Here is a 15871-nt window from a genome sequence, read left to right as displayed (position 1 = left end):
GTTCACTTCTCCATTTTTGCGGGGCCATGCGGACGCCAGCGGCGCAGCAGCAGGGCATTGCTGACCACGCTCACGCTGGAAAACGCCATCGCCGCCCCGGCCAGCATGGGGTTGAGCAGGCCCAGCGCGGCCAGCGGAATCCCGACCAGGTTGTAGATGAACGCCCAGAACAGGTTCTGGCGAATCTTGCCGTAAGTGCGGCGCGAGATATCGATGGCGTCTGCCGCCAGGCCGGGATCGCCATGCATCAGCGTGATGCCGGCAGCTTGCATGGCCACGTCGGTGCCGGTGGACATGGCGATGCCCACATCGGCGGCAGCCAGCGCAGGGGCATCGTTGACGCCATCGCCGACCATGGCCACGACATGCGCGCCGTTTTCGCGCAGGGCAGCGACGGCTTCGGCCTTGTCGCCGGGCAGCACTTCGGCGCGCACATCCTGGATGCCCAGTGTGGCGGCCACCTGTTGTGCGGCCCCCCGGTTGTCGCCACTGAGCATGGCGGTGCGGATACCCAGCGCATGCAGGGTGGCGATGGCTTGCTGCGCGCCGGGCTTGATCTCGTCGCCGAAGGCCAGCAGGCCCAGGATGCGCACATGGCCTGCCTCACGCTCGGCCAGCCAGGACAGGGTACGGCCCTGCGCCTGCAACTGGTCGGCACGCGCTTGCAGGGCCGGGGCGCTGGCCTGCAATTGCTGCATCCAGCGGCTGCTGCCCAGGCAGAGTGCGCGGCCATCGACATGGCCTTCGATGCCGAGTCCGGCCACGCTGCGGACCTGGTCGGCTTGCGGGATCGAGATGTCGGTGTGTGCCGCGGCCGCCTCCAGCACGGCCCGCGCCAGCGGGTGTTCGCTGCGGGCTTGCAGGGCGGCGGCCAGGGCCAGCAAGGCATTGTCCTGTTCCTCTTCGGTGGCGTCAGCGGCCTGCAGTTCAGTCAGGCGCGGACGGCCCACGGTGAGCGTGCCGGTCTTGTCGAAAGCGATCACGTCGACCCGATGCGCGATCTCCAGCGCCTGCGCATCCTTGATGAGGATGCCGTGGCGTGCGGCCACCCCGGTGCCGGCCATGATGGCCGTGGGGGTGGCCAGGCCCAGTGCGCAAGGGCAGGCGATCACCATCACCGCCACCGCATTGAGCAGGGCCTGTTGCCAGTCGCCTGCCGCCAGGCCCCAGCCGAGGAAGGTGAGGGCCGACAGCAGCAGCACCGCAGGCACGAAGACCGCGCTGACCTTGTCCACCAGCCGCTGGATCGGCGCCTTGGCCGCCTGCGCCTGTTCCACCATGCGCACGATGCGCGCCAGCATGGTTTCGGCACCGATGGCGGTGGCTTCGAAGACCAGCACGCCTTCCGCATTGATGGCACCGGCGGCCAGATGGTCGCCGGCTTGCCTGGCTTGCGGGCGGCTCTCGCCGGTCAGCAGGGCTTCATCCAGATGGCTGCGGCCCTCCTTGACGATGCCATCGACCGGGACCCGCTCGCCGGGACGCAGCACCACCAGGTCACCCACGCGCACCTGGGCCAGCGGCACGTCGATGTCTTGTCCGTCGCGGCGCACGCGGGCACGGTCGGGACGCAGCGCGTTGAGGGCGGCGATGGCGTCGGCCGTCTGGCGCTTGGCGCGGCCTTCCAGCCATTTGCCCAGCAGCACCAGGGTGATGACCACGGCCGAGCTTTCAAAGTAGAGATGCGGCATGGCCATGGCGTGTTCGCCCATGTCCGGCATGCTCAGCCATTGCCAGACCGATAGGCCGTAAGCCGCGCTGGTGCCCAGCGCGACCAGCAGATCCATGTTGCCGGAACGCGCGCGCAGCGCGCCCCATCCAGCGTGATAGAAACGCCAGCCCAGCCAGAACTGCACGGGCGTGGCCAGCAGCCATTGCCACAGCGGGGGCAGGCTCCAGCTGATGCCCAGCGGGGCCAGCAGCATGGGCAGCAAGAGCGGCAGCGACAGCGCGGCCGAGACGGCCACCGGCCACCAGCTGGGCAGCTGTTTCTTGGTGCTGGCCGGCGCGGCGGTTTCTTCAGGGATGTGCTGGTGCGCCTGATAGCCGGCCTTTTCAATGGCGGCAATCAGGGCAGCCGGGGCCACGGGTAGGGCCGTGGCGATGCTGGCGCGTTCGGTGGCAAGGTTGACGCTGACTTCGGTCACGCCAGGGATTTTCTTGAGCGCCTTTTCCACGCGCATCACGCAGGAGGCACAGCTCATGCCTTCGATATCGAGGCTGATCTCGGCGGCAGCAGGGGAGGAAGAGGGCATGGCAACGACTCCGGAAGGATGGATCAAGGCCTGCATCATCATCCTTCCCATGATGGCAAGGTCAAGCCTGATTGTCGCATGGATGCACAAAGCTGCGCTTGACCTTGCCGTGGTGGGAAGGTTTAAGCTTCCATCATTGACTTCATTTCATGAAAGGAAACGCCATGAGCACCACCTTCACCGTCAACGACATGACCTGCAACCACTGTGCAGGCGTCATCACCAAGGCTGTCAAAGAGGTGGATGCCAATGCCAAGGTCGACATTGCAGTGGCCGACAAGCGCGTGGTCATCGACAGCAGCCTGCCGGCGCAGCAGTTTGCCGAGGCCATCGAGGAAGCGGGCTATACCCCGGTCGCAGCCTGAGCCGCTACTTGCTGAGCAATCGCATCGCGCCCTCCAGCCCATCCATGGTCAGCGGGAACATGCGGTTTTTCATGAGCTGGCGGATCAGTGCGATTGATTGCCGGTATTGCCACAGGCCTTCCGGCTCGGGATTGAGCCAGACGAAATGCGGAAAGGTACTGGTGAAGCGCTGCAGCCACTCTGCACCCGCCTCCGCATTGTTGTATTCCACCGAGCCGCCCGGCTGCACGATTTCGTAAGGACTCATGGTGGCATCGCCCACGAAGATGAGCTTGGTGTCCGGCGTGTACTTGCGCAGGACATCCCAGGTCGGGAAACGCTCGGCGTGGCGGCGGCGGTTGTTCTTCCACAGGTAGTCATACACGCAGTTGTGGAAGTAGAAGAATTCCATGTTCTTGAACTCGGTCCGTGCCGCCGAGAACAATTCTTCGGTGCGGGCGATGTGGTCATCCATCGATCCGCCCACATCGAAGAGCATCAGCACCTTGATCTTGTTCTTGCGCTCGGGCTGCATGCGGATGTCGAGGTAGCCGGCATTGCTGGCGGTGGCGCGGATGGTGTCGTCCAGCGCCAGCTCTTCGTCCAGTCCTTCACGCGCAAAGCGGCGCAGGCGGCGCAGCGCCACCTTGATGTTGCGCGTGCCCAGTTCGCGTTCGCCGTCGTAGTCCTTGTATTCGCGTTCTTCCCACACCTTCACCGCGCTGCGCTGGCCACCCTTGCCGCCGATGCGGATGCCCTCGGGGTTGAAGCCGCCGTGGCCGAAGGGAGAAACCCCGCCGGTACCGATCCACTTGCTGCCGCCTTCGTGGCGTTCCTTTTGTTCTTCCAGCAGTTGCTTGAGGCGATCCATCAGCTTGTCGTAACCGAACTTCTCGATGGCGGCCTTCTGCTCGGGCGTGAGGTCGCGCTGCAATTGCTTGACCAGCCATTCCAGCGGAATCTCCGGCCGCTTCTCGAAGATCGTTTCTATGCCCTTGAAATAGGCCCCGAAGGCGCGGTCGAACTTGTCGAAGTGCGCCTCGTCCTTCACCAGCGTGAGGCGCGAGAGAAAGTAGAACTCATCCAGCGAGGGCGAAATGACCTGCTTGTCCATCGCCTCCAGCAGGGTCAGGAATTCCTTGATCGAGGCCGGCACGCCGGCCTGTTTCACGGTGTAGAAGAAATCGATGAGCATGAATGCAATCCCGCAGCCGCCTCAGCGGCCCAGCTTGAACTGGAGATGGCGGCGCACCGTTGGCCATTCCGATTCGATGATGGAAAACACCACCGTGTCGCGATAGGAGCCATCCGGCATGCGCTGGTGATTGCGCAGGATGCCATCCTGCTTGGCACCCAGCCGCGCGATGGCGGCACGCGACTGCTGGTTCATCCAGTGGGTGCGGAACTCCACGGCGATGCAGTGCATGTCCTCGAAGGCGTGGGTGAGCAGCATCAGCTTGCACTCGGTATTGATGCCGGTGCGCTGGGCACTGGCGGCATACCAGGTGGAGCCGATCTCCACGCGCCGGTTGGCCACATCGGCATTCATGTAGGTGGTCATGCCGCACAGCGCACCGGTGTCATTGCGGCGGATCACGAAGGGCAGCATGCTGCCCTGCTGCTGCAAGTGCAGGCGGCGTTCGATCTCGGCACGCATGTTTTCCGGCTTGGGGATGGCGGTGTACCAGAGCTTCCACAGCTTGCCATCCGACACGGCGGCAATGAGCGCATCGTGGTGCTCGGGATGCAGCGGCTCGATCGTGGCGAACTGGCCCTTCAGGGTGATCGGCGAGAGGAATTGCATGGCGGCTCCGGTGGATGGCGGCAGGTTCAGCGGTTGTTGCGCGACATGAAGACCAGCCGCTCGAACAGGTGCACATCCTGCTCGTTCTTGAGCAGCGCGCCATGCAGGGGCGGGACCACGGCCTTGTTGTCCTGGCTGTGCAGGGCTTCTGGCGGGATGTCCTCGGCCATGAGCAGCTTGAGCCAGTCGATCAGTTCCGAGGTCGAGGGCTTCTTCTTGATGCCCGGTACCTCGCGCACCTGGTAGAAAGCGTCCAGCGCGCGCGCCAGCAGGTCGCGCTTGATGTGCGGGAAGTGCACGTCAACGATCTGCTGCATGGTCTCCTTGTCGGGGAACTTGATGTAGTGGAAGAAGCAGCGGCGCAGGAAGGCGTCCGGCAATTCCTTCTCGTTGTTGGAGGTGATGACCACCAGCGGCCGGTGTTTGGCGCGCACCAGTTCGCGCGTCTCATAGACGTAGAACTCCATGCGGTCGATTTCGCGCAGCAGGTCGTTGGGGAATTCGATGTCGGCCTTGTCGATCTCGTCGATCAGCAGTACCACCGGCTCCTCGGCCGTGAAGGCCTGCCACAGCACGCCCTTGACGATGTAGTTGTGGATGTCCTTGACACGCTCGTCGCCCAGCTGTGAATCGCGCAGGCGCGAAACCGCATCGTATTCGTAGAGGCCCTGCTGGGCCTTGGTGGTGGACTTGATGTGCCACTGCAGCAGCGGGCGGCCCAGGGCCGCGGCCACTTCCTCGGCCAGCATGGTCTTGCCGGTGCCGGGCTCGCCCTTGATCAGCAGCGGACGCTGCAGGGTGAGGGCGGCATTGACCGCCAGCTTGAGGTCGTCGGTGGCAACGTAGTTGTCGCTGCCGGTGAATTTGCCTGGACGGGATGAAGCGGCGGAATGATCTGGCATGGATGCTGTCCTTGTCAGGTTGCTGTGGTTGGATTGCCGGGAAGATGCGGCATTGCAGCAGCCGCGTCGGACATTTCTTCGAGTATAAGGGAAAAGCCGGCCAAATCCGGCGCACCTGCGACGGCTTGAATTCTGCTCAATCGTTCCTATATCAAGGGCTACGCATGCAACAAACTGACAGCGCCCCAGGCGCTCACTGCCCATGAAATTTCTTTTCTTCAAGATGCTGGTGGTGTGGAGACGAATGCGTCACGGCATGCAGGCGCGTTACATGGACCGGCATGATGTCGGCCGGCAGCTGGAAGTCCTGATGCGCCGCATCGACCCGGCGGCCAGCTGGCACGAGCGGGCCAACTGGATGATCGACGTGGCTGAATGGCTGCGCCATCGCCCGGCGGTGTCGCTGCTGGACCGCCAGGCCTGGCACCAGGTGCGTCGCCAGCGGCTGGCCATCATGCTGGACTGGCTGGACCAGCACCGCGACGTGCGGCGCGCGGTCCAGAACGCGCTGCAGAAGACCCTGCGCGAAGCCACCGGCCCCGAACTTTTCTCCACCACCGGCCTGCCGCACGAACCCGGCTTCTTCGGCGAACTGAGCGAACGCCTGGCCCGGCTGATCCTGCCGCGCCACCTTTCGCCCACTGACCTCTCTTCGCTGTTCACGGCCATGTTCCCCGATCCGGACGACGCCGCCTGGCTGCTGGAGCTGGACAATGAACTGCTGCAGCGGCTGTGGAAACTGATGGCCGATGACGGCATCTCCCACATGTACTGGCAGCAGATCGAGGAAGCCATCACCTATCTGACCACCACGGTGGTGGCCGATGGCATCAGCCCGGCCTTCCGCCAGCGGCTGGAACCCAAGATGCCCATGCGCGCCACGCCCTTCCTGGCGCTGCGGCGCGAGATGGAAGCCTGGCTGCGCGCCCAGCCGGGCGACCTCGGCGCCTTGCGCAGCGTGCGCATGCTGGTCGCGGTGTGCCATGCGCAGACCGACCGCATCTACGCGCACCTGGATGAATACGGCGTCTCGGTGAGCCTGGTGTATCGCGTCGAACGCATGCGCGCGCACTTGCAGCGCATCGGGCGGCTCATCGATGTGCGTTCCGGCGTGCCTGGCCCGGTCATCAGCCCGGCCGTGCCCGGCATGGTGGCGCGGCCGGCGGCGCTGGCCGGAGCCGGGCGCATGCAGCTGCTGCTGTGCGACCTGATCTCCGCCCACCATCACCGCGATTCGGTACGCGGCCTGATGCGGCGCAGTTTTGCCCTGCTGGCGCGCAAGATGGTCGAGCGCAATGCCGATCACCGGGAGCAGGCCATCGCCCGCGACGGTGCCGGTTATCGCCGGGTGATGCGGGCCGGTCTGGTCGGCGGTGCGGTCATCGCCGCCACGGCCCTGGTCAAGCAAAGCCTGTCGACGCTGGGCGTGGTGCACTTCGTCGATGGCGCGCTGGCTTCATTGAATTACGCCGCCAGTTTCCTGCTCATTGCCGCGCTGGGCGGTGTGCTGGCCACGCGCCAGCCGGCCGTGACCGCACCGGCCCTGGCCTCGCGCATGGGGGACCTGGATGCGGAGGGCATGCGTGACCTGATCGCCGAATCCGGCCAGCTGCTGCGTTCGCAGTCGGCGGGTATCTTTGGCAATCTGCTGGCGGTGATTCCGGTCACCGCCGCGCTGTGTGCCCTGGGCTGGTTCGCGCTGGGCAGCCAGCCGATGCCGGCCAGCGAGGCGCGCCAGGCCATCGCTGCGCTCTCGCTGGTAGGCCCCACACCCCTGTATGCCGCGCTGACCGGCGTATTGTTGTGGCTGGCCAGTCTCGCGGCCGGGTTTGCCGACAACTGGTTCGCTCTGCGCCGGGTACGGGACGTGGTGTCCAACCATCGCCGCCTGGTGCACGGTCTCGGCGCCATGCGCGCCCAGCGCTGCGCCGCCTGGCTGGAGCGCAACGTGGCCACCATTGCCGGTAGCCTCTCGCTGGCCGTGCTGCTGGGGCTGGCACCGGTGGTGGCGGCCTTCTTCAGCCTGCCGCTGGATATCCGCCATGTGACCTTGGCTGCTGGTACGCTCACCGCCGCAGTCTTCAGCCTCGGCTGGGAAATCCTGATGACGCCCGCCTTCTGGCTGGCTGCCGGCGGTGTGGCTGCGACGGCCCTGTTGTCGGTGGCGGTGGCCTTCGCCTGCGCACTGGCGCTGGCGCTGCGCTCGCGCGACTTGCCGCGCCGCGCCCGCAATATCGCCATGCGGGCGGTGTTGCGCCGTTTCGTCGTCCGGCCCTTGTTCTTCATTCTTCCGCAAAAAACGGATGCGGCAGTGCAGGATGACGCCGGAGAAGACGAGGACGACGACGATGACGGCCAGGGCGGCGCGCGCCAGGACAACCGGCAACCGCGCCTGGCTTCACTTGAGTCTGGGCAAGATATGCACGTCCAGGCTACGCGGCATGTCGCCTAGCGTTGGCATCAGCCAGATGCCATAGCGTTAATATTGCAGCGCATATAATGCGTCGATCGCCCGCCCGGCCTTGCCTGGCGGGCGATTGCGTCTGTGAGGGAGGGTTTGCGGGCAGGGATGACGCTGCCGGTTTTATTGGTTAGAATCGAAAGCGTTTTTTGCGCAAGGCAGGGGGAGTGGAGAGACAAGCTTGAGCCGAAACACCGGTTGAGCCATAGCAGAAGAGCCAAACCTGCAATACCAGGGCAATCGAACAAGCACGATAAAGTTTGCCGCTGGCAGCAAAAGATGCGTTTCGTCGGGTGTCCGCCGCGCCGAGGTTGAGGCCGGACGGATGGGAAGTCCAATCACTTACCCTGCTCACATGAAAAAACACCTCGTGTTTCTTGCCCTGGCTGGCGTGCTCGGCAGCGCGTCCGCGGCCGACATCGTCGGCAATGCCAAGGCCGCTGAAAACAAAGTCTCCATGTGCATTGGTTGCCATGGCATCCCCGGCTACAAAGCCAGCTATCCCGAGGTCTACCAGGTGCCGATGCTGGGCGGGCAGTCCGCCAAGTACATCGAGAACGCGCTGCGCGCCTACCAGAAGGGGGAGCGCAAGCATCCTTCGATGATGGGCGTGGCCGCCAGCCTGTCGGACCAGGACATCGCCGACCTGGCCGCCTACTATTCGCAGCAGAAGTGAGGGGAGCCACGAGATGAAGAAGAACCTGATTGCCCTGTCGCTGCTGGGCGCCGCCGCGCTGCTGGCGCAAGCGGCCAGCGCTGCTGATGTAGCCAATGGCCGTGCGCTGGTGGAGAAGTACAACTGCGCCTCCTGCCACGGCAAGGACTACAACTCGCCCATCGATCCGGGCTACCCGAAGCTGGCCGGCCAGCATGCGGACTACCTCAAGCATGCCCTGACGGCCTACCGCCGGGGCGACACCGCCATGAATGGCCGCAACAACGCCATCATGTCGGGTCAGGCCAAGCCGCTTACGGATCGCGACATCAACGATATCGCGGCTTATCTGCACAGCCTGCCGGGGAGCCTGGTGGTGCGCAAGTAAGCTGCGTCTGTTGGTTGCGTATGAAAGAAAGCCACGCCGCAAGAGAGTTGCGGTGTGGCTTTTTGTTGTGCGCGTGAAGGCTTATCCCTGCGCCCGCCGCTTGATATTCTCGATATAAGCCGCCCCATCCGGCGGCAAGCCATTGCGCTGGGCGTTCCAGATCATCTCGCCCAGGGCTTCCATGATTTCATGATGGGCATCGTGTTCCGAGCCGCGGCGCTGGGCCAGCAGCTGGAAGGCGCCACGGATGCCGGGGGGCTGGTCGATGGAGATCTGTTCCGTGATCGACAGGTGCATCGACAGATGCAGGAAGGGATTGCTCTGGCCGCGTTCGATCGAATAGTCGGCCGCGAGTGCTTCGTCCACGTCGCGCAGGGCATCGTGGTATTCCGGATGCTGCAGGATCCAGTCGCGGGCGATGGCTTCCAGGGGCGTCAGGACCTGGTTGCCCTGGTGCTTGCGGTAGGCTTCGCAGAAAAAGCGGCGGACATCGTGCTGGGACGGCGTGAACATGGCGGTGCATCAATCGGGGATAAAGCGCTATTCTACGCTGGTCTGCCGCCCGCTTCAGGAGGCCGGCCAAGGCCTGCGGCACGAGAGGTCCAGATGAAGTAATATTCTTTCCCTACGACAAGCATCTGAATAATCCATCCAATGCAGTACCCGGCCGCATTGCCTTGGCGCGATGGGGGGAAACGCAAGGCCGGGCAGCGAGAAGGAAGCATGCATGCTTTTTGGCGGAAGCCTGATCCGGCCTGTGCGCCGTCCACGGACATGGACGCGGCCCTTGCTTTGTATCGCGCTGGCCCTGCTGGGCTGCTGCGCGCAGGCCGCGCTGGCGGCTCCTTCGGCGTCGGCCAAGGCGAGCATGGCCAGCGACGAGCAGCCGGCCGACGAATCCATCCTGGCCATCGGCTTTGCCGGCCCCTTGAGCGGCCCCTCCATGGGGGTGGGCCGCAGCATGCGCAACGGCGTGCAACTGGCGCTGGATGAGGCCAACCGGCGCGGTGTGGTCATCGCCGGCAAGCATTACCGGCTCAAGCTGGTATCCCAGGATGACAGGGCGGACCCCGGTACGGCGGAGTATGTAGCGCGCTACCTGGTCGGCCAGCGCGTCATCGGTGTGGTTGGCCACTGGACCAGCGGCACCAGTCTGGCAGCGGCCCCGGTCTACCATGCCGCTGGCGTGATCCAGGTGACGCCCTCGGCGATGAGCCGCAAGCTGACGGCCTTGTCTTATCCGCGCATCTTCCGCACCATTCCCAACAACGAGAGCATCGGCCGCTGGTCTGCGCGTTATGCCGTCGACAAGCTGGGCGTGCGCTCCGTGGTCACCATTGACGACCGCACGCCCTTCGGGCAGGGGCTGGCCGAGCAGTTCGCCCGCGAGGTGGAGGCGCAGGGTGGCAAGGTGCTGGCGCGCTACAACGTCAGCGACAAGACCTCCGACTTCAACGCTCCGCTGATGCAGGCGCGCAGCCTCAAGCCGGACCTGATCTTCTTCGGTGGACTGGACTGGCAGGCCGGCGTGCTGGCCAAGTCCATCCGCCGGTTGAAGCTGGAAGCGCGCCTGATGGCTTCGCCCGGGACCTTGGGTTTGCCCTTCCTGATGCGCGCCGGACCCGATGCCAATGGCACGCTGGTCCTCGAACCCGGGCCGCCGCAGGACAAGATGCCCGGCTGGCGGCAGTTCCGCCAGCGCTACAGCGAAGCTTTCGATTCCGACATCGACCTCTATGCGGTCTTCGCCTATGAAGCGGCGCAGTCCATCCTGCTGGGCCTGCGCCAGGCCGGCAGCACCGATCCGGATGCGGTTGCCCGGGCCATGCACCGGCTGCGCTTCGAGGGCGTGAGCGGACCGGTGGCCTTCAACGAGGAAGGGGATCTGCTCAACCCGACTTTTACCCTGTATGAAGTTCAGGACCAGCGCTGGGTGCCGGTCACCCGTCTGCACGGGCTTCCGCGCTAGGTCCTTCTCAGACGCCCTTGGCCGGAAGTGGCGTTTTCTGCTTGAATTCGCAGAGGTCGGCGATCAGGCAGTTCCAGCATTGCGGCTTGCGCGCGATGCAGGTGTAGCGCCCATGCAGGATCAGCCAGTGATGCGCATCCTGGCGGAATTCCGGGGCCACGAACTTGATGAGCTTGCGCTCGACTTCGTCCACATCCTTGCCCGGTGCAATGCCGGTGCGGTTGGAGACCCGGAAGATGTGCGTATCCACCGCGATGGTGGGATGGCCGAAGGCCGTGTTGAGGACCACGTTGGCGGTCTTGCGGCCGACTCCCGGCAAGGCTTCCAGCGCTTCGCGCGACTCCGGTACCTCGCCGCCGTGTTCCTCGATCAGGATGCGGCAGGTCTCGATGACGTTCTTGGCCTTGGTGCGATACAGCCCGATGGTCTGGATATAGGGCATGAGCTGGTCCACGCCCATGCGGTAGATGGCCTCGGGCGTGTTGGCCACCGGATAGAGCTTGCGCGTGGCCTTGTTCACCGACACATCGGTCGCCTGGGCTGACAGCAGCACGGCGATCAGCAGCTCGAACGGCGTGGTGTATTCCAGTTCGGTAGTGGGCGTGGGGTTGGCCTGGCGCAGGCGCTCGAAGATCTCGCGGCGTTTGGTCGGATTCATGGTTGTGGGCTGTCGGGCTGGGGGCTGGCTTGTTCGGCTTGCAGTTTCTTCAGGCGCGCGCGCTCCATGGCGGCCTGGATGATGGCTTTCTTGCGGGCCAGTTCGGCTTGTTCCTCGGGTGTGCCGGCTGCCGCTGCTTCCACTTCCTTGAGCTTGGCCGCAGCCTTGGCGGCCAGGCGGGCATCGTTTTCTTCTTTCTCGCGCTGCAGGCGCAGGGTGCGCCAGTCATGGCGCGCGCGGGCGGCATCGGCTTGTTCCTGGCGCCAGGCCTGCCAGCCGGTGCGGCCGGGCGTAGCCTCGACCATGCTGATGCAATCGACCGGGCAGGGCGCCACGCACAGGTCGCAGCCGGTGCAGAGCGATTCGATCACCGTATGCATCTGCTTGGCCGCACCGGCAATCGCATCGACCGGGCAGGCCTGGATGCAGAGCGTGCAGCCGATGCAGACGGCTTCATCGATCAGCGCCAGGCGGCGCGGCTGTTCGCTGCCGTTGGCGGGATTGAGCGGGATCACCGGTTTGCCCAGTAGTTGTGCCAGCCGCGCCACGCCTTCCTGGCCACCGGGCGGGCACTGGTTATAGGAAGCAAGCCCCTCGGCCATGGCCTCGGCATAGGGACGGCAGGCCGGGTAGCCACATTTGGTGCATTGGGTTTGCGGCAGCAGGTCTTCGAGGCGGTCGGCCAGGGTGGCAGAGGCGGTGGTGGCGGATGGCGGCACGGCGGTCAGGCAATTCAACGGGACAAGGGCGCTATTATCCGGCCAAACCGCCGTCAAGTCATGCCGCAGCCACAAAGCAAAACGGCACCACCGTGGAGACGGGGTGCCGTTTTGCCTCAACGCGCTGCGTTACGCGTTGGCGCGGATGAATTCGCCGATCTTCGGGCAGACGATTTCGCGCCAGCGGCGGCCCGAGAAGATGCCGTAGTGGCCTGCCTTGGGCACCGTGAAATGCTGCTTGCGTGTCTTCGGGATGCTGCTGCACAGTTCCTGCGCCGCCTGGGTCTGGCCGGAACCGGAGATGTCATCGAGCTCGCCTTCGATGCTGAACAGGGCGACCGACTTGATGTCCTGCGGACGCACCAGCTTGCCTTCGATTTCCCAGGTGCCACGCGCCAGGTTGAAGTCCTGGAACACCACCTTGATGGTCTCCAGGTAGAACTCGGCCGGCATGTCCAGCACGGCGTTGTACTCGTCGTAGAACTTGCGGTGTTCTTCGGCGGAGGCATCGTCGCCGTCGCGCAGGTGCATGTAGAAATCCCAGTGGCTCTGGGCATGGCGGCGCGGGTTCATGGCCACGAAGCCGGCATGCTGCAGGAAACCGGGATAGACCTTGCGGCCGAAGCCGGGGTAATTGGCCGGCACGCTGTAGATCACCGTGTTTTCGAACCAGGAGAAGGGCTTCTCGGTGGCCAGGTCGTTGACGGCGGTGGGCGACTTGCGGGCATCGATGGGGCCGCCCATCATGGTCATGCTCTTGGGCAGCTTGGGGTCGTTGGCGCTGGCCATGAGCGAAATGGCCGCCAGCACCGGCACGGTGGGCTGGCACACGGAAATGACGTGCACGTCCGGGCCCAGGGTGCGGATGAAGTCCTGCACGTAATAAACATAATCGTGCAGGTGGAATTCGCCGGCCTCGACCGGCACCATGCGGGCGTCGGTCCAGTCGGTGATGAAGACGTCATGTTCCTGCAGCAGCGCGCGCACGGTCTCGCGCAGCAGGGTGGAGTGGTGGCCGGACAGGGGCGCCACCACCAGCACCGTCGGCTGCTTCAGGGCGGCGCTCTGGCGGGCCGACAGGTCCTTCTTGAAATGGATCAGGCGACAGAATGGCTTTTCTTCGACCACTTCCTCGGTGATGCCGACCGGCTTGCCGTCCACCGGCACTTCGCCGATGTTGAAGAGGGGCTTTTCGTATTCCTTGGAAAGGCGATACAGCAACTCATAGCCGGCGGCGATGCGTTGCGAGAAAGGGGTGTGGGCGAGCGGGGAAACCGGGTCCGAGAACAGTTTGGCCGAGGTTTCGGCCCATTGCATCATGGGGTTCAGGAACGCGCGATTGAGTTCATGCAGTTGATAAAGCATAGCTGACCTTTATACAAGCACCGGCTGGCTTTCCCGTCCGGATGGATAACCCGGACCAGGTGCGCAGCAAGCATGTGCCACAAACGTTTGGCGACGATCATCGGCTGACAGACTTCATATTATGTCTACTCTGTCAACTTTTTCCTTGTTGCGACGCGGTAGCATAGCACGCTTTGCCTTACGCCCCGCTTGCTGGTCAGACCAGTGGTGCGGGCCCCACAGGTTTCTGCAAAAACCTTCATAAACAAAAAGCCCCCGTACCGGACGGGGGCTCTGCAGGCCGCTTGCAGCGGCACGGGTGGTCAGGCGACGGAAAATCAGTCGAAGACCGGGCTTTCCACGCCCAGGATCTTGTGCAGCTTGGGCGAGGTGGTGGTGTACTGCATGTGGATCTTCTTTTCCGGGAAGATGTAGGGCGCAGCGCCGAAGGCGGCCAGCGCGGCTTCGTGGAAGCCCGACAGGATCAGCTTCTTCTTGCCCGGATAGGTGTTGATGTCGCCCACGGCGAAGATGCCCGGGACGTTGGTCTCGAACTTCTCGGTATCCATCACCTTCAGTTGTTTGCGCTCGATCTCCAGGCCCCACTCGGCGATCGGGCCCAGCTTGGGCGACAGGCCGAAGAACACCAGCAGCATGTCCAGCGGCAGGCGGCGGGTGACGCCGTCGGCACCCGTGACCTTGACTTCGGACAGCTTGCCATCCTTGATCTCGGTGCCGGTGACCTGGCCGATGACCAGCTGCATCTCGTACTGTTCGCACAGTTCCTTCATCTTGGCCACGGACGCGGGCGCGGCGCGGAATTCTTCACGGCGGTGCAGCAGGATCACCGATTCAGCCTTGCCAACGAAGTTCAGGGCCCAGTCCAGGGCGGAGTCGCCGCCGCCGCAGATGACGATGTTCTTGCCTTCGAACAGGGCCGGGTCCTTGACGCGGTAGAACACCTGCGAACCTTCGAACCGCTCGATGCCTTCGACCTTCAGGGTGCGCGGCTGGAAAGAGCCCACGCCGGCCGCGATGAAGATGGTCTTGGTGATGAACTTGGTGCCGGTGGAGGTTTCGACGTCGAAACGGCCATCTTCGCGCTTGTTCACCAGGGTCACTTCCTGGCCCAGGTGGAAGGTCGGCGAGAAGGGCTCGATCTGCTTCAACAGGTTGTCGGTCAGTTCCTGGCCGGTGCACACGGGCACGGCCGGTATGTCATAGATGGGCTTGTCCGGATACAGTTCCACGCACTGGCCGCCGACCACCGGCAGCGAATCGATCACGTGCGCCTTGATTTCCAGCAGGCCGAGTTCGAACACCTGGAACAGGCCGACCGGGCCGGCGCCGATGATGACGGCGTCGGCATCGATGACACCGTTGACTGCCGCAGTCTGGACATTGTTTTCCATGATTTTCTTGATATTCCTGTTTCAGTAGATCAGATCAGTAGAGCGGCTTTTCCCTCTTGCGCTGGGCGCTGGCTGGCGGCGGGGCCGCTGGCGGGGGAGAGGCCAGGTAAATGCGATGCGAAATGCTTGCCGAGAGCGCCACAGGACGGTAAGGCAGCGGGCAGTTCAGCCCGGCCATGAGGCTCTCAGGGGTATTGCTGGCGGCCAAATGCAAACGGCTGCGCATCTGGCGTGGCGATGAAACTGCCGGGCTGGATGCGCAACCGCCATGGCTGGCCGGGACAGGCCCGGCCAGCTTGATTCTTCGCAGGAATCAGCGCTGCAGGTATTGCAGCTTGTCGGTCTTGTCCTTCCATTCCTCGGCTTCCGGCAGCGGTGCCTTGGTCTTGGTGATGGAGGGCCAACTGCGGGACAGATCGGCGTTCAGGGCGATGTATTGCTGCTGGTCGGCCGGCACGTCTTCTTCCGCGTAGATCGCATTGACCGGGCACTCGGCCACGCAGACGGCGCAGTCGATGCACTCGTCCGGGTCAATCGCGAGGAAATTGGGGCCTTCGCGGAAACAATCCACCGGGCAAACATCCACGCAATCCGTATAGCGGCAACGGACGCAGGAATCGGTGACAACGTGGGTCATAACTGTCCTATCTGTAAAATTTCTTCAAACCGATGGCTAACTGCGCCGCAATTGATGGCAATATGGCACGGTTAAAATCATGTTGCGGCTGGTCAACCTGTGGTTGAGGTGCTTGGGCCGGCATCCGGCGTCTTGTGGACGCTGTCGTGAAGGACTCTGGAAGCCTCTCATGATGCTGCTGCGCAACCCGCCGCAAAGCCTTGTATTTTAAGGTAATTCGATTTTTCCCACAAATGAGGCTTATACAGATTACGTATAAGTAAATAAACAAGCTCGCGATAAGCCCAGCCGCCGCCAGGGTCTTGTGGCCTGCGGTTCCAGCC

At 63.9% G+C, this 15871-nt stretch carries 15 protein-coding genes; 5 read left to right on the top strand and 10 right to left on the bottom strand.

All coding sequences use genetic code 11. The features are described 5' to 3' along the window. Positions 1-2: 2 nt before the first annotated feature. Positions 3-2255, bottom strand: coding sequence for a cation-translocating P-type ATPase (locus MKD49_RS16170; protein WP_252696819.1), 2253 nt, complete (start codon positions 2253-2255; stop codon positions 3-5). 164 nt (positions 2256-2419) lie between these two features. Here MKD49_RS16170 and MKD49_RS16165 point away from each other — a divergent pair, with 164 nt between their 5' ends. Continuing rightward, on the top strand, positions 2420-2620 hold the full coding sequence (locus MKD49_RS16165) for a heavy-metal-associated domain-containing protein (RefSeq protein ID WP_034335405.1): 201 nt from the start codon (positions 2420-2422) through the stop codon (positions 2618-2620). Positions 2621-2624: 4 nt separating this feature from the next. Here MKD49_RS16165 and MKD49_RS16160 read toward each other — a convergent pair whose 3' ends face one another. The 3 genes from MKD49_RS16160 to MKD49_RS16150 are packed head-to-tail and all read right to left on the bottom strand — an operon-like array spanning position 2625 to position 5305. Next, positions 2625-3794: a VWA domain-containing protein gene (locus tag MKD49_RS16160; protein WP_252696818.1), complete on the bottom strand. Its 1170-nt coding sequence runs from the start codon at positions 3792-3794 to the stop codon at positions 2625-2627. Between the two features lie 21 nt (positions 3795-3815). Then, complete coding sequence (locus tag MKD49_RS16155; RefSeq protein ID WP_039787606.1) at positions 3816-4403, bottom strand: GNAT family N-acetyltransferase; 588 nt, start codon at positions 4401-4403, stop codon at positions 3816-3818. Positions 4404-4429: 26 nt separating this feature from the next. Next, entirely contained in the window at positions 4430-5305 is an 876-nt protein-coding gene (locus MKD49_RS16150) for a MoxR family ATPase (protein ID WP_252696817.1), read from the bottom strand. 202 nt (positions 5306-5507) lie between these two features. Between MKD49_RS16150 and MKD49_RS16145 the strand changes: the two genes are divergently transcribed. The 3 genes from MKD49_RS16145 to MKD49_RS16135 all read left to right on the top strand — a co-directional run bounded on the left by MKD49_RS16145 (position 5508) and on the right by MKD49_RS16135 (position 8809). Then, entirely contained in the window at positions 5508-7757 is a 2250-nt protein-coding gene (locus tag MKD49_RS16145; RefSeq protein ID WP_252696816.1) for a site-specific recombinase, read from the top strand. A gap of 364 nt (positions 7758-8121) precedes the next feature. Beyond that, positions 8122-8442 (top strand): cytochrome c, encoded by a 321-nt coding sequence (locus tag MKD49_RS16140; RefSeq protein WP_039787601.1) that lies wholly within the window; start codon positions 8122-8124, stop codon positions 8440-8442. Between the two features lie 13 nt (positions 8443-8455). After that, the gene (locus MKD49_RS16135) at positions 8456-8809 is read left to right on the top strand and encodes a cytochrome c (RefSeq protein WP_209581230.1); all 354 of its coding nucleotides are present in this window, start codon (positions 8456-8458) and stop codon (positions 8807-8809) included. A gap of 81 nt (positions 8810-8890) precedes the next feature. Here MKD49_RS16135 and MKD49_RS16130 read toward each other — a convergent pair whose 3' ends face one another. Beyond that, a complete protein-coding gene (locus MKD49_RS16130) occupies positions 8891-9322 on the bottom strand; it encodes a DUF1841 family protein (protein WP_088754068.1) in 432 nt (143 codons plus the stop codon). Positions 9323-9596: 274 nt separating this feature from the next. Here MKD49_RS16130 and MKD49_RS16125 point away from each other — a divergent pair, with 274 nt between their 5' ends. Then, the gene (locus MKD49_RS16125; protein ID WP_252696815.1) at positions 9597-10778 is read left to right on the top strand and encodes a branched-chain amino acid ABC transporter substrate-binding protein; all 1182 of its coding nucleotides are present in this window, start codon (positions 9597-9599) and stop codon (positions 10776-10778) included. 7 nt (positions 10779-10785) lie between these two features. Here MKD49_RS16125 and nth read toward each other — a convergent pair whose 3' ends face one another. From nth to fdxA, 5 genes are all read right to left on the bottom strand, one after another. Next, positions 10786-11436 carry an endonuclease III gene (nth, locus tag MKD49_RS16120; RefSeq protein ID WP_039787592.1) on the bottom strand — a complete coding sequence of 217 codons (651 nt, stop codon included), beginning with the start codon at positions 11434-11436 and terminating at the stop codon, positions 10786-10788. Continuing rightward, positions 11433-12155 carry an electron transport complex subunit RsxB gene (rsxB, locus tag MKD49_RS16115; protein WP_252696814.1) on the bottom strand — a complete coding sequence of 241 codons (723 nt, stop codon included), beginning with the start codon at positions 12153-12155 and terminating at the stop codon, positions 11433-11435. Before rsxB ends, nth begins: the two co-directional genes overlap by 4 nt. Before the next feature lie 129 nt (positions 12156-12284). Continuing rightward, on the bottom strand, positions 12285-13520 hold the full coding sequence (locus tag MKD49_RS16110) for a polyhydroxyalkanoate depolymerase (protein ID WP_252696813.1): 1236 nt from the start codon (positions 13518-13520) through the stop codon (positions 12285-12287). Positions 13521-13837: 317 nt separating this feature from the next. Beyond that, positions 13838-14911: an NAD(P)/FAD-dependent oxidoreductase gene (locus tag MKD49_RS16105; RefSeq protein WP_252696812.1), complete on the bottom strand. Its 1074-nt coding sequence runs from the start codon at positions 14909-14911 to the stop codon at positions 13838-13840. A gap of 313 nt (positions 14912-15224) precedes the next feature. Then, entirely contained in the window at positions 15225-15548 is a 324-nt protein-coding gene (gene fdxA, locus MKD49_RS16100) for a ferredoxin FdxA (RefSeq protein ID WP_039787587.1), read from the bottom strand. Positions 15549-15871 lie beyond the last annotated feature (323 nt).

The organism is Herbaspirillum sp. WGmk3 (genome assembly GCF_023952535.1).
GTDB classification, from domain to species: Bacteria; Pseudomonadota; Gammaproteobacteria; order Burkholderiales; family Burkholderiaceae_D; genus Herbaspirillum; species Herbaspirillum huttiense.
The sequence above is the reverse complement of the archived record's forward strand: the minus strand, read 5'-3'. Positions and strand labels throughout refer to the sequence as shown.

What these genes read in the sequence shown, in the direction of transcription:
- MKD49_RS16170 (WP_252696819.1), bottom strand. Translation starts at nt 2,255, where the DNA reads ATGCCCTCTTCCTCCCCTGCTGCCGCCGAGATCAGCCTCGATATCGAA.
- MKD49_RS16165 (WP_034335405.1), top strand. Translation starts at nt 2,420, where the DNA reads ATGAGCACCACCTTCACCGTCAACGACATGACCTGCAACCACTGTGCA.
- MKD49_RS16160 (WP_252696818.1), bottom strand. Translation starts at nt 3,794, where the DNA reads ATGCTCATCGATTTCTTCTACACCGTGAAACAGGCCGGCGTGCCGGCC.
- MKD49_RS16155 (WP_039787606.1), bottom strand. Translation starts at nt 4,403, where the DNA reads ATGCAATTCCTCTCGCCGATCACCCTGAAGGGCCAGTTCGCCACGATC.
- MKD49_RS16150 (WP_252696817.1), bottom strand. Translation starts at nt 5,305, where the DNA reads ATGCCAGATCATTCCGCCGCTTCATCCCGTCCAGGCAAATTCACCGGC.
- MKD49_RS16145 (WP_252696816.1), top strand. Translation starts at nt 5,508, where the DNA reads ATGAAATTTCTTTTCTTCAAGATGCTGGTGGTGTGGAGACGAATGCGT.
- MKD49_RS16140 (WP_039787601.1), top strand. Translation starts at nt 8,122, where the DNA reads ATGAAAAAACACCTCGTGTTTCTTGCCCTGGCTGGCGTGCTCGGCAGC.
- MKD49_RS16135 (WP_209581230.1), top strand. Translation starts at nt 8,456, where the DNA reads ATGAAGAAGAACCTGATTGCCCTGTCGCTGCTGGGCGCCGCCGCGCTG.
- MKD49_RS16130 (WP_088754068.1), bottom strand. Translation starts at nt 9,322, where the DNA reads ATGTTCACGCCGTCCCAGCACGATGTCCGCCGCTTTTTCTGCGAAGCC.
- nth (WP_039787592.1), bottom strand. Translation starts at nt 11,436, where the DNA reads ATGAATCCGACCAAACGCCGCGAGATCTTCGAGCGCCTGCGCCAGGCC.
- MKD49_RS16110 (WP_252696813.1), bottom strand. Translation starts at nt 13,520, where the DNA reads ATGCTTTATCAACTGCATGAACTCAATCGCGCGTTCCTGAACCCCATG.
- MKD49_RS16105 (WP_252696812.1), bottom strand. Translation starts at nt 14,911, where the DNA reads ATGGAAAACAATGTCCAGACTGCGGCAGTCAACGGTGTCATCGATGCC.
- fdxA (WP_039787587.1), bottom strand. Translation starts at nt 15,548, where the DNA reads ATGACCCACGTTGTCACCGATTCCTGCGTCCGTTGCCGCTATACGGAT.